Source organism: Variovorax sp. 10L426 (genome assembly GCF_056395305.1).
The window spans coordinates 169,920-188,270 of record NZ_JBFTJF010000012.1 but is presented as its reverse complement, the minus strand read 5'-3'; the positions used below and the strand labels follow the sequence as shown (position 1 = coordinate 188,270).

Annotated in this window: 13 protein-coding genes; 2 read left to right on the top strand and 11 right to left on the bottom strand. The window is 63.3% G+C overall.

Annotated features, from left to right (window positions below; genetic code table 11):
• The first annotated feature begins 284 nt into the window (after window positions 1-284).
• A complete protein-coding gene (locus tag AC1DHL_RS18795) occupies window positions 285-1,163 on the top strand; it encodes a hypothetical protein (RefSeq protein WP_478162940.1) in 879 nt (292 codons plus the stop codon).
• Here the strand turns inward: AC1DHL_RS18795 and AC1DHL_RS18790 are convergent.
• The 3 genes from AC1DHL_RS18790 to AC1DHL_RS18780 all read right to left on the bottom strand — a co-directional run bounded on the left by AC1DHL_RS18790 (window position 1,119) and on the right by AC1DHL_RS18780 (window position 5,454).
• The gene (locus tag AC1DHL_RS18790) at window positions 1,119-1,418 is read right to left on the bottom strand and encodes an NrdR family transcriptional regulator (RefSeq protein WP_478162939.1); all 300 of its coding nucleotides are present in this window, start codon (window positions 1,416-1,418) and stop codon (window positions 1,119-1,121) included. The genes AC1DHL_RS18795 and AC1DHL_RS18790 overlap by 45 nt on opposite strands.
• Window positions 1,419-1,559: 141 nt before the next feature.
• Window positions 1,560-2,993 (bottom strand): tyrosine-type recombinase/integrase, encoded by a 1,434-nt coding sequence (locus tag AC1DHL_RS18785; RefSeq protein ID WP_478162938.1) that lies wholly within the window; start codon window positions 2,991-2,993, stop codon window positions 1,560-1,562.
• A gap of 250 nt (window positions 2,994-3,243) precedes the next feature.
• Entirely contained in the window at window positions 3,244-5,454 is a 2,211-nt protein-coding gene (locus AC1DHL_RS18780; RefSeq protein WP_478102839.1) for an LTA synthase family protein, read from the bottom strand.
• Window positions 5,455-5,764: 310 nt separating this feature from the next.
• On the opposite strand from AC1DHL_RS18780, the gene AC1DHL_RS18775 reads away from it, so the two are divergent.
• Entirely contained in the window at window positions 5,765-6,637 is an 873-nt protein-coding gene (locus AC1DHL_RS18775) for a hypothetical protein (RefSeq protein WP_478162937.1), read from the top strand.
• A gap of 8 nt (window positions 6,638-6,645) precedes the next feature.
• Here the strand turns inward: AC1DHL_RS18775 and AC1DHL_RS18770 are convergent, their stop codons facing one another.
• The 8 genes from AC1DHL_RS18770 to AC1DHL_RS18735 form a co-directional block, all read right to left on the bottom strand.
• Entirely contained in the window at window positions 6,646-7,860 is a 1,215-nt protein-coding gene (locus AC1DHL_RS18770; RefSeq protein ID WP_478162936.1) for a PP2C family protein-serine/threonine phosphatase, read from the bottom strand.
• A 2-nt stretch (window positions 7,861-7,862) separates the two neighbouring features.
• Window positions 7,863-8,357, bottom strand: coding sequence for a Rab family GTPase (locus AC1DHL_RS18765; RefSeq protein ID WP_478102845.1), 495 nt, complete (start codon window positions 8,355-8,357; stop codon window positions 7,863-7,865).
• Between the two features lie 2 nt (window positions 8,358-8,359).
• Window positions 8,360-10,222, bottom strand: a complete 1,863-nt coding sequence (locus tag AC1DHL_RS18760) for an OmpA family protein (RefSeq protein WP_478162935.1) — start codon at window positions 10,220-10,222, stop codon at window positions 8,360-8,362.
• Between the two features lie 19 nt (window positions 10,223-10,241).
• Entirely contained in the window at window positions 10,242-10,949 is a 708-nt protein-coding gene (locus AC1DHL_RS18755) for a hypothetical protein (protein ID WP_478162934.1), read from the bottom strand.
• Window positions 10,946-11,383 (bottom strand): ATP-binding protein, encoded by a 438-nt coding sequence (locus AC1DHL_RS18750; protein ID WP_478162933.1) that lies wholly within the window; start codon window positions 11,381-11,383, stop codon window positions 10,946-10,948. Before AC1DHL_RS18750 ends, AC1DHL_RS18755 begins: the two co-directional genes overlap by 4 nt.
• On the bottom strand, window positions 11,383-11,739 hold the full coding sequence (locus AC1DHL_RS18745) for an STAS domain-containing protein (RefSeq protein WP_478102853.1): 357 nt from the start codon (window positions 11,737-11,739) through the stop codon (window positions 11,383-11,385). The genes AC1DHL_RS18750 and AC1DHL_RS18745 overlap by 1 nt, the downstream gene beginning before the upstream one ends.
• Before the next feature lie 179 nt (window positions 11,740-11,918).
• Window positions 11,919-17,783: a GAF domain-containing protein gene (locus AC1DHL_RS18740; protein WP_478162932.1), complete on the bottom strand. Its 5,865-nt coding sequence runs from the start codon at window positions 17,781-17,783 to the stop codon at window positions 11,919-11,921.
• Between the two features lie 163 nt (window positions 17,784-17,946).
• Entirely contained in the window at window positions 17,947-18,180 is a 234-nt protein-coding gene (locus AC1DHL_RS18735; RefSeq protein ID WP_478102857.1) for a hypothetical protein, read from the bottom strand.
• Window positions 18,181-18,351: the final 171 nt, after the last annotated feature.

The window sequence follows — 18,351 nt, the reverse complement described above, 5'->3', positions numbered from 1 at the left end:
AACGTGTGGCACAAGCTGGAGCGGATCGGCGGGCGCCGCATGCAGGGTCGTTCAGGTGTTTTCGGGTGCATCGTCCCTGCTCCTGCGAGCGAAAACCGACTAGACGCGCTTCCCGACCTTCACGTTCTGGTGGTGCAGCAGCGCCTGGGCGGTCTCGTCGGCCTCCGAGTCGCTGGCCGCTTTGGCCCGCATTTCGCGCCCTTGGCCGCAAGATGGATCGCGGCGAGATCAGTCGCGAGGAAGGCCAACGACCGATTGATGCGAGGTGGAGAGTTGCGTGGCCCTTGGACAATTTGAGCCTCTGTAAACTCGCGCCAACAAAACCACAGACTGCCTGGAGCGATATGAAGCCAGAGGAAATTGCAGCGTACATTGGGGCGTTGGCGTGGATGCCACAAGTGGCGACTTGGCTTCATCGCGTTTTCACGAGACCGAAGGTTCGCTTCATCCCGGCTCCGGAAGCCCAGGTCGGGTTCACGAACTTCGGGCCGATCTTCAACATTCGGATGGCCTGTTTTGTCGAGCACGGCGATGTGATCGTGGAGGATATGGAGTTGAGCATCGCCCATCAGGACGGCGACACTCGAACATTCAGGTGGGCTGGCATCGCTGAGAACTTCAGCGAGATTAGGGATTCGGCAGGCAATCAGCAGCAGATCGTCGGTCGAGATCAGTCGCCCATTGCGCTAAAGATCACGCAGGTCGGCTACACCGAGAGGTTCGTTCGGTTTCAGAACCCCGACTTTCAGCGGGTTGACAAAGCATTGAGTGACACCCTGCTAAACCATTTCAATTTCCTAAGGCAGACGAAGCCAGAGACCTTCGCCGAGGAGTGCCTCAAAAGCAAAGAGGTCTTTGACCTCATTGGTTCACGTCAAAAGTGGCCGGCGTGGAAGGCGGGGCACTACACAGTCACCCTGAGTGTCACTTCACCGCAACGGGTTACGTTTGAGCGGACCACGTTCGAGTTTGATCTGTCGCCCGCCGACATCGAGCATCTCAAGAAGAATGTGCCGATGCTTGAACATGAGTTGCGCAACATCATCGGCTCGAACATCAAAGATTTCAAACACACCGCCTTCACCTTCCAATGGGTTATGCCGCGCGTCACTCGTGCTTCAGCTGCAAGACGGTCCATCTGGTGGAAAAAGGCTCCCCACTAGCATGCCACGGGGTAGGTCTGGAATCTTGCGGTTAACGTGCGAGGGCGCGGCACTGTTGATCTCCTTGACCAGCATTGCAAGTTGCCGCATGCCCTCGGCGGCTTTCTCCAGCAGCGATAGATTCTCGGCCGTCATCTCGATGGTCCTCCAACGGTGTCCGCAGGCGCCGCAGCGGCGGAGGCGGACGATCTTCTCGCCCACCGGGCGCGTTGTCATCACCAGTTGCTCGGTGCTTTCACAGGCGGGGCATTTCATGGTGGCCCTTCTCAGAAGAGAGCAGTGAAGCACGCGAGCTGTCGCGTGTCTCGGATGCCGTTGGGCGCCCATGCCCGCAACGCGCCATCTACCAAGAGTAGGTCGACAACAACCTCTGGTAGTGCCGGCTCTGATCTCTCTTTAGGCGTGGCGGCGGTTGAGCTGTACGACGTTGCTGTCAACGTTGGGTTGACCAATGCACAGGTCGGCCAGGTAGTCGTTCCACTTCCGTAGCGCCGCCCCCTTGCGCTCCAGGTAAGTTCCACGGTCATAGTGCCGATCCTGCACGCCGCTCAGGCCGTGGCTTAGGAGTTGGGCGCGAGTGTCCTTGTCGACGCCCAGTCGCTCGCCAAGCATGGTCTCAGCGGTGCGCCGGATGTCTCCGCCACGGAACGGCCGCTCCGCCTGATTGGCTTCGATCATGGCTTCGCTGATGTCGTGCACAGCGGCAGATAGTGTCTCAGCGGCCATGGGGATTCCGTTGGTGGCGAAGAGAAGGCGACTCTCGCCTGGATCGCCAGCGTCCCTCAATTCGCGCAGCATGTCGATTAGTTCGGCCACTTCATGAATGGCCGGCAACTCGTGTCGCCGAGCCTCCGCGCGCTTGCCCTTTGGGTCGAATAGCGTGATCGAGTCGCCAGCAATGTCATCGACGCTGAGGCGAAGTAGCTGTCGGATCCGTTGTCCGCCAAGAGCGAGTTGAAGGCGCAGAGCTATGCGTGTGAGTGTGGAGGGCAGGGCGTCCACATAAACGAGGTATTGCGTCAGCTCTTCAGCAGATAAGACGCGCTCGCCGGCTCTATTGAACCTTGCAGCCATCGAGGTGGCAGGAACTGCGGCGGCTGGGTTGAAGGTTAGCTTAAAGCCGGCTGCGCTGGTTGGCGCCATCGGATCAGTGCTGGCGCCGAGTGCCAGTTTGAAGGCGGCTCCCATGCACGCACGCAACTTCAAGGCTGTGCGGCCCTTCTTCGCAGTGACATCAGGCCCAACAAGGCGAGCCAAGACGCGGGTGACATGCTCTGGTCTGATGCTTGCCGCAGGCAATGCCGCCAGTTCGGGGAAGGGGCGCCTCACATGGTTGTCGAAGAGGTTCTTGGCATCGTAGGCACTGCGTTCCTTGCTCTTGCTTCGCAGGCTATCGACGTATGCATCCAGCAGCGCAGATAGGTTCTTGTCCTGAGCCTCGCGCACTTCCGCTATGGCCGCCCGCTGCGCATTCTTCGCCTGTTGTCGTTCAAGCTCGCGCTGTCCCGCAGGGTCCTTGCCATTTCGGACCAGCTCTTGCAATGCCGTTGCCTTCGTCCGAGCTTGGGGGAGGGTGAGGGCTCCCTCGGCTTCGGTAACGCTGTGTCGTCCGATGGTCAGACGTGCCGTCTTGCCATCGCGCCTTGACTCAAACAGCCATTCGGTTACTACGCCCCCAGCAGTCTTGCGCTTCCGGACCTTCAAACTGCCGAAGCCCGGCCGGATCGCGCCGTCTGCGAGCACAGTGCCGGGGCGCATATTCGTAATGGCCGTCGCGGTTAGCGGGCGCGGGGCAGTCCTCTGAATCTTCTGGGTGTTGTCACGTTTCATGTCACGTTCCGAGACTGGATGTCAGCGGCCCGGATTGTGCCATAACGGACAATGTGTTGATCTAAGTGATTGATTTGAAAGGAATCATCGAAGGTGGATCGTGACACTTTGGGCTACCTCGGAATCGGCTTCACCTGCCTTTTAATCCGTTGGTCACTGGTTCGAATCCAGTACGTCCTACCACTCAATTGCATAGTTATTGAAGAGCCCGCTGCCAGATTGGTAGCGGGCTCTTTTGTTGCGGCGGCGGTCAGCGCCTTTCCCATGCGGAGGCCGTTGTCGCGTTTGGCTCGCGCTTCGCGTGCATCGACAGCTCGCTCTTGATCTTCCACTCGAGCATCTTGCGCTTCATGAGTGCGAGCTGTTCGTTCGGAACGACCAGCGGACGCGACTCCGTAGGATCGGTCGCCAGATCGAAGACCTCCATCGGGGTGCGGTCGTAGTAATAGATGAACTTCAGCGAGCCCTGCCGGGCCCCCAACGCAGAGCCGTCCATGCTGGTGGACATGAAAACTTCGCGGTCCTGGTCCGGCGGCGCGAGCAGCGAGACGCCGGGCAACCGTCCGCCCCGGCCTTCATAGCCAAGCAGTTCGAGCACGGTGGGCACCACGTCGATCTGCTGCCGCGCACCTTTGATCACACCTTTGAGTTCCGGCATCCCGGGCGCGTAGATCAGCGTGGGAATCTGGACACTTTCCTGGTAGAGACCGTTGTAGGCCTGCTTGAGACCGTGCCCGCCCATGGGCTGCCCGTGATCGCCGAGGATGATGAAGATGGTGTTGTCCCTCAGGCCCTGCCTCGCGTAGCCCTGGATCAGCTTGTCGAGGAAGCCGTCGATGTACAGCAGGCAGTTGTAGTAGTCGTTGAGCCGCTCGTCGGTGACGCCAGGGAACTGCACCTTCTTCCAGGTTTCGGGCGTCATGTAGGGGTGATGCCCGACGTTGGTCATGATCGCAGTCAGGAAGGGCCGGCCGGCCTTCTGCTGCGCCGCCGACCACTCGAGGATCGGTTCGATCATGGATTCGTCCGCGCCGCCCAGGTAGTTGACGCGCTTGCCCCCATCCTTTTTCAGTTCGGGGTCCGAGACGATGTGCTCGAACTCCAGAGCGCGCACGACATCGATTTCGTCGATGAAGTTCAGATCCGTCGGCGTGAAGAAGGCCGTCGAGTAGCCTTGCGCGGCCAGCAGCGACGGCAACGCGTGGATGCGACGCTGGCGTTTGTTCTCCTCCGTCCAGCGGGTCACGCCTTCGATGGTCAGGGGGTATTGGCCGCCCAGGATGGCCATCCAGGCGCCGTTGGTACGCGGATAGACGACGCTCATGTCTTCCACCATCAGGCTGTCCTTTGACAGTCTTCGCAGGAATGGCGTCGTCGGCAAGTCGGGCTGGTAAACCGACGTGGAAATGGCGCGCACCGACTCGAGCATGACGATCACGACGTTAGCCTGCCGGGTCTTGGCAGTGGGTTGCAGCGTCATGTCGATGCTGTGCCAGGGCGGCTGCCCGTCTGAATCGAATTCTTGTTCGACGCGCAGAGCCACGTCCCGCGTGGCCGACGACGCCGTCGATCTCAGGAAGGCGATGACCGTGCCTTCCCTGTGCCGTTCGAACGGCGACAAGTCGGTCGAGTTGAGGGGTATCAGTAGGGCCAGCGAGCCGATTCCGGCGGCCAGCAAGGCCTGGCGATCCAGGCGAAGGGACGCCCCACTCCCCGCCTTTCGACGGCTCAGCCAGTAGAACCACGCGACCGCAAATGCACCACCACCCAGGATGGCGAGCACGCGCGTCGGCGTGACCTCCGACTTGACGAGCGGCATCATGTCCTGCCAGCTCGTTATCGCAAAAAGCACCACGGCCGCGTTTGCCGGCTGCCCGATCGCCGCCTCGTAGGCGAAATCGGCCCCCATCAGCATGCACAGCACGACGACGATCGCCATCACGATCCAGCGGAGTCCGCGGTGGAGCGCAACGGGCAGGAAGCGAAACAGCAGGCCGACCGTCAGCGCCAGGAGCGACGCCGTCGCCAGTTCGCGCCACATGCAGTCGAGGTACACCAGGATCTGGTGGATCGCTGCGGTCGTTCCGGCGATGAGAAGGCCCATGAAAGTGCGGCCAGGAAGGTACCAGGCGAAAAACGCCGCCATCCCGATCCAGACCAGCGCCCACAGGGGCCACAGCGCCATTGGCCGCCTTCGAAAGAAGATCTTCTGAAGGACAAAGGCTGCGACGAAGGCGCAAGCCAGGCGAAACCAGCCGTAGAAAAACATCCACATCAGGAACTCTCGCGGCGTCTGGTTGCGTGGCATCCCTTGCAACTGGGGCTCCATCAACGTCAGCGAGAACTTGGCCGTCTTGTCCAGCAGCAGCCAGATCGCGAAGGGCGCGATCAGGAGCCATGCAGTGAGCCAGGGGTGGCGCTTCGAATCAGGGGCGAATTCTTCTTTTGGCAAGGTGCTCACGTGCGAGGTCCTCCGCGTGCCCACGTCCAGGGGAAAGGACGCAACGCATGGATAATACTTTCTTTTACATGTTTGTCACACCGTTGACACAAACTTGTGCTTGTCCAGAAGAGGACTTGCGATCAATCGCAGCCGCCCAGGGGTGTCCAAGTTTGCGATCCCGGTTCCTGCTCCGATACGTGCCTGTCGATCGAACGGGTCAACGGGCCGCCGCTTCCGCGGCGATGGCGCAAAAGCTGTAGTTCTTCCTGTAGATGCGCGAATCGATGTTCTCGGCTACGTTCGGCCAAGATGCTCGCGGAGGCCTGACATGTTCAACAGCACAGTGCTGGAAGTTGCCATTGGGTTGGTGTTCTGCTTTGCATCCGTCAGCCTGATAACGAGCCAGATCAACGAGGCCATTGCTTCGATGCTGGGCTTGCGTGCCAAGGGGCTGCTGAAGGGCGTCAAGGACCTGCTGAACGACCAGCAATTCAATTCCCTGGCGCTGTCGATCTATCGGCACGCCCTGGTCAATCCGCGCGGCACCTTGATGATCACGAGCGAGAAAGACCTGAAGGCCAAGCCGTCGTACATGGACCCTTTGCACTTTGCCCAGGCGTTGCTGGACAGTATCCAGACCAACGCCGCCGCGGCGGGCAAGGATGGCTCGAACCTCGCGACTGCCATCGACAGCGTCGGCGATCCCCAGATCCGGGGCATGCTGGCGGGGATGTATCGGCGCGCAAACGGAGAGCGTGCTGTGCTCGAAGCGCAGCTCTCCACCTGGTTCGACTCCGGCATGGAACGTGTGGCGGGGTCTTACAAGCGCCGCACGCAAGTCGTGTCTGTCGTCATTGGCCTGGCTGTGGCTGCGGCGCTGAACATCGACAGCGTCGGCGTCTTCAGCGCGATATGGGCTCGCCCAGCCTATACCGCGCAGATTGCCGCAAGCGGAAAGGTCGACGGCCAATCGCTCACGTCGGTGGTCGACTCCATGGCCAAGCTGCCCGTCGGCTGGACAACCGACAGCGTCAAGGCGTTCGACCTGCAAACGCCGAAGACATGGCAACAGATGGCGGGCTGGTTGCTGACCGGGCTGTCGGTGTTGTTCGGAGCGCCGTTCTGGTTCGATTCACTTCAGCGCCTTGTGCAGTTGCGAGGGACGGGGAAGAAGCCGGGCGAGAGCGACAAGGACGCGTGACGCGGGCCTCACAGCGCCATCTTGATGATCGTGAAATCATCCTCGAGCACACCCGGCCCGTGCGCATCCCGCGCGTAGTCCAGAAGGCTGTCCAACTCGGACCGACCGTCCTGCACCGGCCGTGCGAGCAGCTCTGTGAACGCAGAGAACTCCAGCATGGACCCATCGGGCCTTTTGATTTCGTAGGTCCCGTCGCTGAAGATGAAGAGCCGTGCAGGGGACTGCAAGACGCACTCTCCTTCCTGGTAGCGGGCTGTGGGGGAGATGCCAACGCAAGGCCCCGATGCCTGGAGTTGTTTCCCCTCGCCAAGGGCTTCACAAGGTCCGCTCACGAGGATGGCCGGCGGATGTCCGGCAGAGGCGAAGCGCAGGCGGCCTGACTTGCGATGGTAGACCCCGTACCAGACGGTGCAGAACAGCTCGCCATGACTTTCCATCTGGTAGGCCAGATTGAGCGCCGTGAGCACCTCGCCGGGATTGCGAAAGTCGATATGCGCAAGCGCCTCCGAGCGCAACGTGTCGGCGACCGCCACGGAAAGGAGGGCGGAGCCTACGCCGTGGCCGCAGACGTCGATGAGGTAGAGCGCGAAGTGCTCGTCATCGACCCAGTGGTAGCCGAACGAATCGCCGCCCAATTCGGTCGACGGAACGAAGCGCCAGTCGACCACCAAAGGCTCCGACAGCGGCGCAGGCAGGATCGCGCGAACGTAGCGCTCGGCGTCGCGCAACTCCTGCTGCAGCCTGTCGTGGGTGCGTTGAAGGTCTTCGCGGGATGCGGCGAGATCGCGATGGGTCCGCGTCAGTTCCTCATTGGCCGATTCGAGCTGCGCGATGAGGCGAGCTTCGCGCTGGCTGAGCAAAGTCATGTCATAGGCCTTCTGCTGCACGCGCCGGGCCTCCTCGTATTCCGCCGTCACGTCGAGCAGAAGAATCCAGACGGTGTTGTCATCCGCGAAGAAATGAACGTCTGCCACGCGCCCGCTGGGCATTTCCATGGAGCGAATGAGAAACGGGGTCTCCGCCAGCGGCAGCAAGCCTTCGAGGAACGGGATCTGGTCGGATGCACAGCCACCGGACCGAAGATCAGCCAGCCCGTAGTGTTCCAGGTGTCCGCCGGCCTGCACCAGGTTCAACGAGCCATCCACGACAAAGTGCGCCAGAACGCGCTGCGAATGGAGCAGCAGCAGAAGCGAATCGGAGATCCGTGTCGGCAGGTCCAGCATGACTATCGCGCAAGCCGCGCCGCCAGTGCCGCGAAGGTCTCTTCGACGCTATCGCCCGTCTTGGCGCTGGTACGGCGAAAGATCCAGCCCGCCGCCTCCAGCACCTCGATCCGTTCCGGTGGGAGCGCCCAGTCCTCCACGAGGTCCGCCTTGTTGAGCAGCACGAAGAAGGGCGCGGCGCCGATTTCCGCGGTGATGCGCTTCTGGATGGACTCCGCGGTGTCCAGCGTCTCCGGCCGCGTGCCGTCCACCACGAGGAGATAGCCCGCGGCGCCGCGCAAGTAGCTCACGCGCACGGCTGCGATCTCGTCTTCGCCGGCGATGTCCCAGAGGATGAGAGCGATCTCTTCCGTGCCGACGGTCAATACCTTCTTGTCGATCTTCACGCCGACGGTGGTCAGGTAGGCGTCCGAGAAGATGGAGTCGACATAGCGGCGTATCAGGCTGGTCTTTCCGACGCCGAAAGCTCCGAGCAGGCAGATCTTCTTTTGAAGCATGGTTATTCGCCCGTGGTCACGGCGAAGGACACGCGCCGATTCATCGACAACTCGTCTTCGCTGGCGCCGGGCCGGAGGGGTTCCAGTGGGCCGGCGCCGCGCACGGCGAGCAAGCCCTGATCGATCCCGCGCGCGCGCAGCATGGAACGCACGACCTCCGCGCGGCCTACGCTGAGTGCGAGGTTGGAGGTGTCCTTGCCTGTGGCATCGGCATGGCCAACGATGGTGACCTTCACCGGGAACCCCAAGTCGCGGGCAACCTGAACCAATTCACGCATGTCCTTGGCGATGGCATCGAGCTTGCCCTCCTGGTCTGCCGCAGGTCGCGGCATGCCGAAATCGAAGTGAATGAGCTGCGACTGGATGGCGTCGCGCAGGTGAACGTAGGTCGGATCCTCCACGTCCTTGAGGGCGCTGAGATCGACTTTCGGGGCGCCGGCGGGCAAGGTCAGCAGGTAGGTGCGTGCCTTGTCCGTCCACTGTTGAGTGGCACTGCCAGTGACGCGAATGCCGCCGGCATCCTGGGCGAGCTTGACCGTCGGCGGCGGATTCAAGGTCGCCTGCAGCCGCTTCAGCATGATGGCCGGATGCAGTGCCTGGTAGGGCTCCCACCGGCCGACGACGCGCGAGGGATCCAGACGCGACTTTTCCAGCAGCGCTTCCGGCGGCATGGCCAGCGGGTCGCGGAGCCCGGACACCAACCACTTTCCGTCGCGGCGATCGGCGGCCGTCACGACGATGCCCGGCTGATCCTGCAGCGCAGAGACATAGGCATCGACGCGGCGACTCTCGATGATCCGTTGCGCGAGCCAGTAGCCCAGCGCCAGCAGCAGTGCCAAGGGGATGATCCAGAGCAGCGGCGAAAACTTCCTGTGCGTCTCCGAGGTCTGGGACAACAGGCAGGGGCGCAGGCGCTCGCCGGCGGCCTCGAAGGGGTCGGTGTCGCCTTCGAAGTCTTCGAGTTCGTTGCGCCATTCGCTGTGGATGACTCCCAGCGTTTCCCCGATCCGGGTACGCACCATGGCGGGCGGATTGCCGTGGATCACCGCGGCGAGGAAAGCCAACGGGCCTTCTTCGCACCACAGCAACAAGTCGCCCAGCCGGAGGCTGTCGATGCCGCGCCCGCTCGTGCCGCCGCTGCCGGATTCGTCGAACGAATCGCGCACGAAATCCTGAATCGCGGAGAGCATCGCCGAGACCAACTGCGGGTCTCGTGTCGTCGCATCGTCCCTGGCGACGTGCGCAAGCAGCAGGCCGGTCTTGCGATGGATGAGGAAAAGGTGCTCGACCCGGAACACGGCCGTGTGCTTGAGAACCACGTCGCCGAAGGTGCTGCCGGTGCGCCAGGCCTCGATGCGCCACTTGAGGCCGCGCCATGACAGGCTGTGCTTGAGCGCCTGGTTGACTGATTGGAGCGTGCCCTCCAGGGTCTCGGCGATGGCCTTGCGAATCGCCGGCCCCATGACGGGGTAGAGGATGTCGACCATCGTGCCCGGGTTCTTCCGGATCGACGCCTGGGTGGCGCGTTCGACCGTGGGGGCGATCACCTGGCCGAGGCGGTCGTCCTGCTCCGCCGCCAGCGTGAAGGCGGCGGGCAGCACCGCGCCCACCGCATCGGCGAATTCGCGCGGATCGTCGAATTTCTGTTGCAGTCTCGCCAGGGCCACCTGCTCGCGTTCGAGCAGCACGCCGCGCAAGGCCTCCAACCGCGGATCGTGGTCCAGGGAACTCGGCACCGTCGCGGCCACGTCCGGGTTGACGCAACGGGCCAGCTCCAGCAAAAGTCCGGCCAGCCGCCGGCTCCGGTCCTCATCAGCCGGGCTGCCGGGGGTGCTCGTCGGAGCCAGCGACAGGCGTGCGTTCACCGCGCACCCGTCCCGGCGCTCATCCGCGCTCGCTGCCGTTGCTGCCCTTGGGCGATACGTCCTGGTTCAGGCATTTGGCGATCTCGACAAACAGTCCCGCGAGCAGATTGCGATCGGTCTTGACGTTGCTGAGCTCGGCGAACATCCGCTCGGTCGTCGCGCGCATGTCGTCCTGGCGCTTGCGCATCTCTTCCCGCAAGCCCTGGACCTCATGGCTCAGGCGATCCGTGAAGTCGCGCTCCTGGCGTGCCAGCTGGTCCGAGACCTGCGCCAGACGCTTTTCCAGCGCCTGGGTGTGATCGCGCAAGCTGCGCTCCAGCTCCTTGTCGGCGTCGGCGCGCAGATCCTTTTCCTCGCGGAACTGGCCGGCGACCGATTCGAGCTGCTTCTTGATCGTGGTTTCGAGATTGGTCAGGCTGCGGGACGACTCCGATTCCAGATCGCGCATCCTTTGCTGGAAGCGGTCTTCGAGAATGGAAAAGCGCTTGTCGTAGTCCTGCATCTGGTTGCCGAACAGCAATTCGCGCATCTTGTCGACGCCGGACGCCTCGCCCGCGCCGTTGCCCTGGGTGGCGAGCGCCGCCTGGGCCGCCAGTGCGCTTTGCGCATCGATCATTGGTGAGTTCTTGGCTGCAGTTCCCATCGAAATATCTCCTCGGTAGTGGATTGAGAGGGCGACGCCGTCGGCGTCGTGATGCGAATCTCCGGAATCAAGGGGGTCGGTCATGGTGGCTTTCCGGCTCGGAAGAGCAGCGTCAGGCAGTTGCGTCCGTCTTCGTGGCGGTAGCGCAGGTCGTCGGAGAAGCGGCGAACAATGGGGATGCCCCAGCCACCGACGCGCGCGTCGCGGACGTTGGTGGCCGGGGCCGGTTCCGGCACCTTCCGAGGGTCGAACTCGCTGCCCTCATCCTCGACCTCCAGGGCCACGTCTTCGCCTTGCCAGCCCAGGTGCAGGTGAATACGCTGCGCCTGTTCGTTGCACGCGTAGTTCATGATGTTGGTTACCACCTCGGTCGAGCAGAGGTCGAGCTTCTGTGCGACCTTTGCCGGAAGTCGCTGACTCTTTGCCCAATCCTGGATCCAGGCGCTCACGCGCGAAAGTTCGCGCAATTCGCTGCCGACGATCAGGGATGCGCTTGGATCCCCGTCGCTGGGGGACATCAGCGGCTTTCGGCGAGCGCCATCAGCGCGCTGCAGGCTGTGTCGACGTCTGGGTATACCGGGATGATCGTGTCGATGCCTGCCATCTTGAGCACCTCCGCAACAAGGGGCTGAGGGTTTGCCAGCGCCATGCCGCCACCGCGCATGGACTGTGCCCTCGCATTGATGACCAGCGTGCGAATGCCGATGGAAGCCAGAAACGACACTTCGGAGAGGTCGACCACAGCGAGAAGCTTCCGGGTCGCCACGAGCGCGGCAAAGCGCGTATCGATGTCATGCCCGCCGATGCTGTCCATGCGGCCGACGAGACTGATTTTTTCGACGCCGTCAGCCAGCTGTTCGCTTCTCAGATCCATACGGTCTCCGCAGTCGATATCGATGGGTTCCGGACCGGTCCTCCGCCGCAAGAATGGCCTCAATCGCTCAAACGGCTTCTTGTTCCTAAAACAAAACAAGAGCGTCTTACGATCGACAGGTAGAACCTTCTTCTAGCTTACGCCCAAATTTTGGTCACGTCGATGGGCGGAACGCGCATTCAACTGTCAGTGCGCGGCGGAACATTGCGCAGGGCTTCGACCAACCGATCGACGCGAATCGGCTTGGTCAGATAGTCGTCCATGCCGGCGGCGATGCAGATCTCCTGGTCGCCCTGCATGGCATTGGCGGTCATCGCGACGATGCGCGGCCGGCGGTCGGCCTCCATCAGCGTGCAGATCTGGCGGGTGGCGTCGAGCCCGTCGAGTTCGGGCATCTGCACGTCCATCAGCACCACGTCGTAGGTCTGGCGCTGCACGGATTCCACCGCCTCGATGCCGTTCGAAGCGAGGTCGGCGCGGTAGCCCATCTGCTGCAACAGGCGCATCGCGAGCTTCTGGTTCACCGCGTTGTCCTCGGCCAGCAGGATCCGCAACGGATGGTGCGCCGCCATCGTCGGATCGATCTGGGGCTTGGCCGCGGCGCTGGGGACTGGCTTCGCGGCCGACTCGTGTGCGAGCAGGCTCACCAGGGTGTCGAACAATTGCGATTGGTGGATCGGCTTCGACAGAAAAGCATTGAAAAGCGATTCGGCATCGCCCACGTCGCGCCGCCCCAGGGAGCTGAAGAGCACGAGCGGAAGCGTTGCATGGCTGGCACGAATGCGCCGCGCCAGTTCGATGCCGTCCATCTCGGGCATGTGCATGTCGAGGATCGCGAGGTCGAAGCGCTCGCCCTGGTCGAGCAATTGCAGCGCCTCCCGCGGCGATTCGACATCGCGCGATTCCATGCCCCACTTGGCGGTCTGCAGCGCGAGCACGCGGCGGTTCGTCGCGTTGTCGTCGACGATCAGCACCCGCTTGCCTTGGAGTTCAGCCTGAACGCCGGTGACGATGCGACGCTTGCTCGGCGGCATCTCGGCGATCGGCGCTTCCATGGTGAAGAAGAAGGTCGAGCCCTTGCCCGGGCCTTCGCTCTCGACCCACATGGTTCCACCCATCAGTTCGGCCAGGCGCTTGCTGATGGCGAGGCCCAGGCCGGTACCGCCGTATTTGCGCGTGGTGCTGGAGTCGGCCTGCGAGAAGGACTGGAACAGCCTGCTCATACCTTGCGCCGAGAGGCCGATGCCCGTGTCGCGCACGGCAAAGGTCAGGCCGACCTTGCCCGCAGGCAGGGGGCTCGACCTGACCGTCAGCACCACCTCGCCGGCCTCGGTGAACTTCACCGAATTGCTCAGCAGGTTCAGCAGGACTTGCCGCAGACGCGTGAGGTCGCCGCTCACGCCCAGCGGAATGTCGCCTTCGAACACATAGGCGATGTCGAGCTTCTTTTCGGCGGCGCGCGTGCTGACCAGGTCGAGTGCCGACTCCACGCAATCGCGAAGATCGAACGGATGCGATTCGATATCCATGCGCCCGGCCTCGATCTTCGAGTAGTCGAGGATGTCGTTGATGATGGTCAGCAGCGCATCCCCCGAATCGCGGATGGTGGAGACGTAGTCGTGCTGCTCGGTGTCGAGCGGCGTGTCGAGCAGCAGACCGCTCATGCCGATCACGGCGTTCATCGGCGTGCGGATCTCGTGGCTCATCGTGGCGAGGAACGCGCTCTTGGCTTCATTCGCGGCCTCGGCCGCTGCGCGCGCTTCCTTGGTCTCGTTGAACAGGCGCGCGTTCTGGATCGCGATCACCGCCTGGTCGGCGAAGGTTTCGAGCAGCTTGATTTCCTTGCAGGTGAACGCCTCCGGCGGCTGGCGCGCGACGTGGATCGAACCGATGTACTTGCCTTCCCACACCAGTGGCGCAATCAGGATCGCGAAGTTGCCCATCTGGTCGGCCACCTCGCGCATGAAATCAGGCAGATACGGTTCGGCGAGCACGTCCGGAAGGTGAAGGACCTCGGGCCCGGCCATGGAGTCGCCGAAGGGCGAATGGTCGATGGGCCGGGGATAGAAGCGCTCCAGCGTTTCGCGGGCGGATCCGCGATGCGCTGCCAGGTGCACGAGCCCGTCGTTGTCGCCCATCAGCGAAATGCCGAGCTGCGAGCCGGAGAACAGGCGCTGGCAACTCTCCAGGATCTTGTCGAACACCGGCTGCGCGTTCTCCATCGATTCGCTGATGACTTGCAGGACGTCCGCTGTGGCGGTCTGTTGTTCGAGCGCTTCCTGCGTCTCGTTGAAAAGCCGCGTGTTCTCGATCGCGATCACGGCCTGGTCCGCAAAGGTCTTGAGAAGTTCGATCTGGTGCCTGGGGAACGGACCGGCCGCCTTTCGTGTCACGCTGATCAGGCCGATGGGCAAGCCTTCATGCACCAGCGGCACAACGGCCTGGCCTCGCCATCCCCTGCGCCGCGCGAGTTCACGTAATGCCTCCGAGATCTGGGTATTCGACTCGGTGTCTTCGCAGACAAGCGGCTCGCCGGTTGCCAGCGTCTGGTCGATGAAGTAGTCGGACGCCACCGGCGCGGGGAAGAAGTTCTTCAGCGCCTGGTCGCCTTCCTCGGTGGTGGGTGTAAAGGCAGCAAGGTGGACCGAATCCCCGATGCGGCGCACCAACGTCGCGGAAAAGCCGTCAATCAATTGCCGCGCGCTGTGCACGATGGCGGCGAATACCGGCTGCACGTCGGCGGGTGAGCTTGCGATGACCTTCAGGATGTCCGCGGTCGCCGTCTGCCGTTCCAGCGCTTCGGCGGTCTCGTTGAACATCCGCGCGTTCTGGATCGCGATCACGGCCTGGTCGGCGAAGGTCTTCAGCAGCGCGGCTTCCTGCTCACTGAAGGGCTGCGGCGGTCGGCGGATGACGTACAGCGTGCCGATACCCCGGCCTTCCCACTGCATGGGCGCGAAGACTTGCGAGTAGTTGCCGATATCGAGCATGACTGCGACATTGCGCACGCCCTTGGGTGTGTCGGCCCCGTTCATCACGTCGGCATAGCGCAGCACGCGGTTGTCGCGGATCGCCCGATGGACCTCCTCGTCGCGCAAGGGCAGCGGGAAAATGCGCTTCACTGCGTGCTCAGCCTCGCCGCGGTAGGCGGCGGAACGCAGCATCTGGTTCTCCTCGTCGATGGTCAGGATGCCCAGTTCGGAACTGCGAAACAGGTGGGCGCAACTCTCCAGGATCTTGTCGAAGACCGGCGCGGTGTCGGCGACCGAACTGCTGATGACCTGCAGCACGTCGGCGCTGGCGGTGCGCTGCTCCAGCGCCTCCCGAGTCTCCCTGAACAGGCGCACGTTCTCGATGGCGATCACCGCCTGGCGGGCAAAGGTCTGCAGCAGCGCGACCGCCGTGTCGGGAAACAACCCCGGCTCTTCGCGCGCCACGCCGATGGTGCCGATCGCCCGTCCTTCGTGAAGAAGGGGCACGGACATGATGCTGCGAAAACCCATCCGTTGTGCGGCCTCGACGTCGGGGTAACCCGGTTCGACGCGCACATCGGGAATCTGGACCGGCGCAAGTTCGCGAATCGCGCGTTGCAGATTGGGCGGTGCCAGTTCGAGCGCCACCGGAAACACGTTGCGCATCGCCGCTTCGGTTTCTGTAGACGTGCCGCACACGCTGGCCAGATGCACCACGCCGCCCTCCAGATACGACGTAGCACCCACCTGTGCCTTGCACAACAACCGCGCATGCCTGGCAATGGCTTGAAACACGGGCTGCACGTCAGTCGGTGAACCGCTGATGACGGCCAGGATGTCGGCGGTGGCCGTCTGGCGCTCGAGCGCCTCGCGGGTTTCATTGATCAGCCGCACGTTCTCGATTGCAATCACGGCCTGGTCGGCGAACAGCTTGAGCAGGTCGATCTGCCGTTGCGGCGTAGGGCCGGGTTCCGGCCAAGCGGTCGTGATCACGCCGATCGGCGCGCCGTCCTTGAGCATTGGCGCGCCGATCACCCGGCGCCTGTTCCCGCTGTTCGCCAGTCTGCGGTCGTAGTTCGGATCCGACCACGCGTCCTCGATGTTCAGGGCCCTTCGCTCCACGATGACTCGGCCGTTCAGCTGGCGCGGGTCGGGCGGTGCGGGCCACACCGCTCGCGCGGCCTCCAATGCCTCCGCGGACCAGTTGCGGGTCGCGGCCAGGTGCACCATGCGTCCATCGAAGGTGAATACCGCGGACGCCGGCCCCTCGAACAGCCACATGGTGCAGTCCAGGATGGCCTCGAACACCGGCGTCACATCGGTGGGCGATTCGCTGATGACGCGCAGAACATCGCTGACGGCAGTCTGGTATTCGAGCGACTCGGTCAGCTCGGCGGTGCGCTCCTCGACCTTGTGCAGCGCGACTTGCGTCTCGTTGAACAGGCGCGCGTTCTGGATCGCGATGACGGCCTGGTCGGCGAAGGTCTTGAGCAGGGCGCGCTCGCTGGGCCGGAACGGGCCGACCTCGGCGCGCTGCATGCTCAGGATGCCGATGCCGCGGCCTTCCCAGATCAGCGGCGCCGACAGATTCGCGAAGCTCGTCCCCGCATGCGCAGCATGGCGGCGCAACACCGGCGGCGCGGCGGGATCGTTCAGTACGTCGGGGATTTCCACGAGATCGCCGGTGCGAAAGGATCGTTCAGCCGAGGTTCCAGCCAGCGACATCGGGTAGTTCGACTGCATCTGCTCGGCAAGCTCGGCCAGACGTTCGCCGTTCATCGCGGCGCGACCGGCCGCCGTCATCAGCCAGCGTGTCAGCTCGAGGTTCCCCTGGTCGTCGGTCATCATCAGGGCGAAAGAGCTGCCGTCGAACAGGCGCGCGCAGCATTCGAGGATCTTGTCGAACACGGGCCCGGGGTCGGCCACCGAGCTGCCGACGACCTGCAGCACCTCGGCCGCGGCGGTCTGGTGGGCGAGCGCGTCTTCCATCTCGCGGCCTCGGCGCTCGGTCTCATCGAGCAGGCGTGCGTTCTCCAGCGCCAGGCCCGTGCTGGCCGCCACCGTTTCGAGCAGGCGGAGCTCATGCGCCCCGAAGGCGTATTCGCGTTCATGGTTCTGCAGCGAGATGATGCCCAGGGCGCGATCGCGGCCGATGATCGGGACGGCACAGACTGAAAGCGCCCAGTCCGTTCCGGGCGCGGGACGAAGGCCTATCCGGGTCTGCTCCTCGCGCGTGTTGGCCGCACCGGCATGGCGCGTGCGCAGCAATCCCGCCAACGGCTCGTCCGGCTGCAGGGGCCGCGCCGGCAGCAGCGGGAGGGGGCGGTTGTGTTCGTAGCGGTAGAGCACCTGGACCAGGTTGGTCTTGTCGTCCCACCACACGATGTTCAGATTGCCGGTGTCGAACAGTTCGCGCAGCTTGTCGCCCACGAGGTCGACGATGGCCTGGAATCCCAGCTTGGCCGCCATGCCTTGCTGGATGCTGTTGATGAGCGTGAGTTCGTTGGAACGCTGCCCGAGCGCGCTCGCGCGGTCGGTCAATTCACGCCGGAGGTCTTGCTGGATGCGGATGTTTGCCAGGGCGCTTGCGGCCTGATGCGCCAGGGTGTCGAGGAAGTCGCGGTCTGCGCGGTCGAAACGTCCGAAAGGGCCTTCGATGTCGGCGTAGAGATAGCCGAACAGTTCCTGTTGCACGACCCACGGCGCGATGAGGCACGAGCGCTGTTCGACGGCTTTGGCGCCCTCGGGGCCATGCCGCAGGGTCGCCTTGCGGCTGCGGCGTGTTTCGGTCAGCCAGGGCGTGATGGCATCGAGCAGCTTGGCAGCGTCTTCGCGAGGCGGCAGGGCCGCGCCGGCGTTGTGCAGGCCGGCGTCGGTCTCGAGCACCAGCAGCACACGTTGCGCGCCAATGAGCCGGGCGGCCTCGTCGACCAACAGCGTGTACACCTCTTGGGCGCTGCGAAGTGCGTTCAATCGCAGGCCAGCGTCGACCAGCCGCTCGCGCGGATCGCGCAGTTTGCTGTCGGCACGCGGCGCGTGCTTGGACAGGGGTCGAGATCGGGACTCAGCCATGGGGCATTTGCCTTCAGCGATCAGCGGGTTGATGCGCGGTGGCGCACACGGCGTGGAGTCTAGCGGCGAAGAGGCATTCGTTGCATGGGAGCGCTCCCCAGGCCTCCATAACGAATCAGGCCGCTGATGCGGCCCGATTTGTATGCTTGTCTTCTATGGCGGGTCAGCCCGCGGTTGCGTCGTTGCCGTGCATCGACGGCTCTCGTGAAACTGCGATGGTGGAGACGATGCCGACCGCACCGGCGCGAATCAGTTCTTGTCGAAGTGCAGCTTCCAGCAGCCGGCGCGCAGTCTCCGGTCTGTCGTGGTCATACTCTTCGTCCAATTCACAATGCAGGTAGTAGTCGACTCGGGCCATCAGCCGCTCTACCGACGCTGCAAGGTCTGTCTCATTCATATATTCCGCTCCTCCGAAAAACCGTCGTGCGGAGTGGATCTTTTTTGATCCGAACCTACGCTCCCAAGAACTGACACCAGCCTGACCCATGTGGCTTCGGCGCATTATCCACCGCTTGCACACCAGTGTTGCATCAGGTGTCGCGGGAGTCCAACAGGGCGTCATGGACAA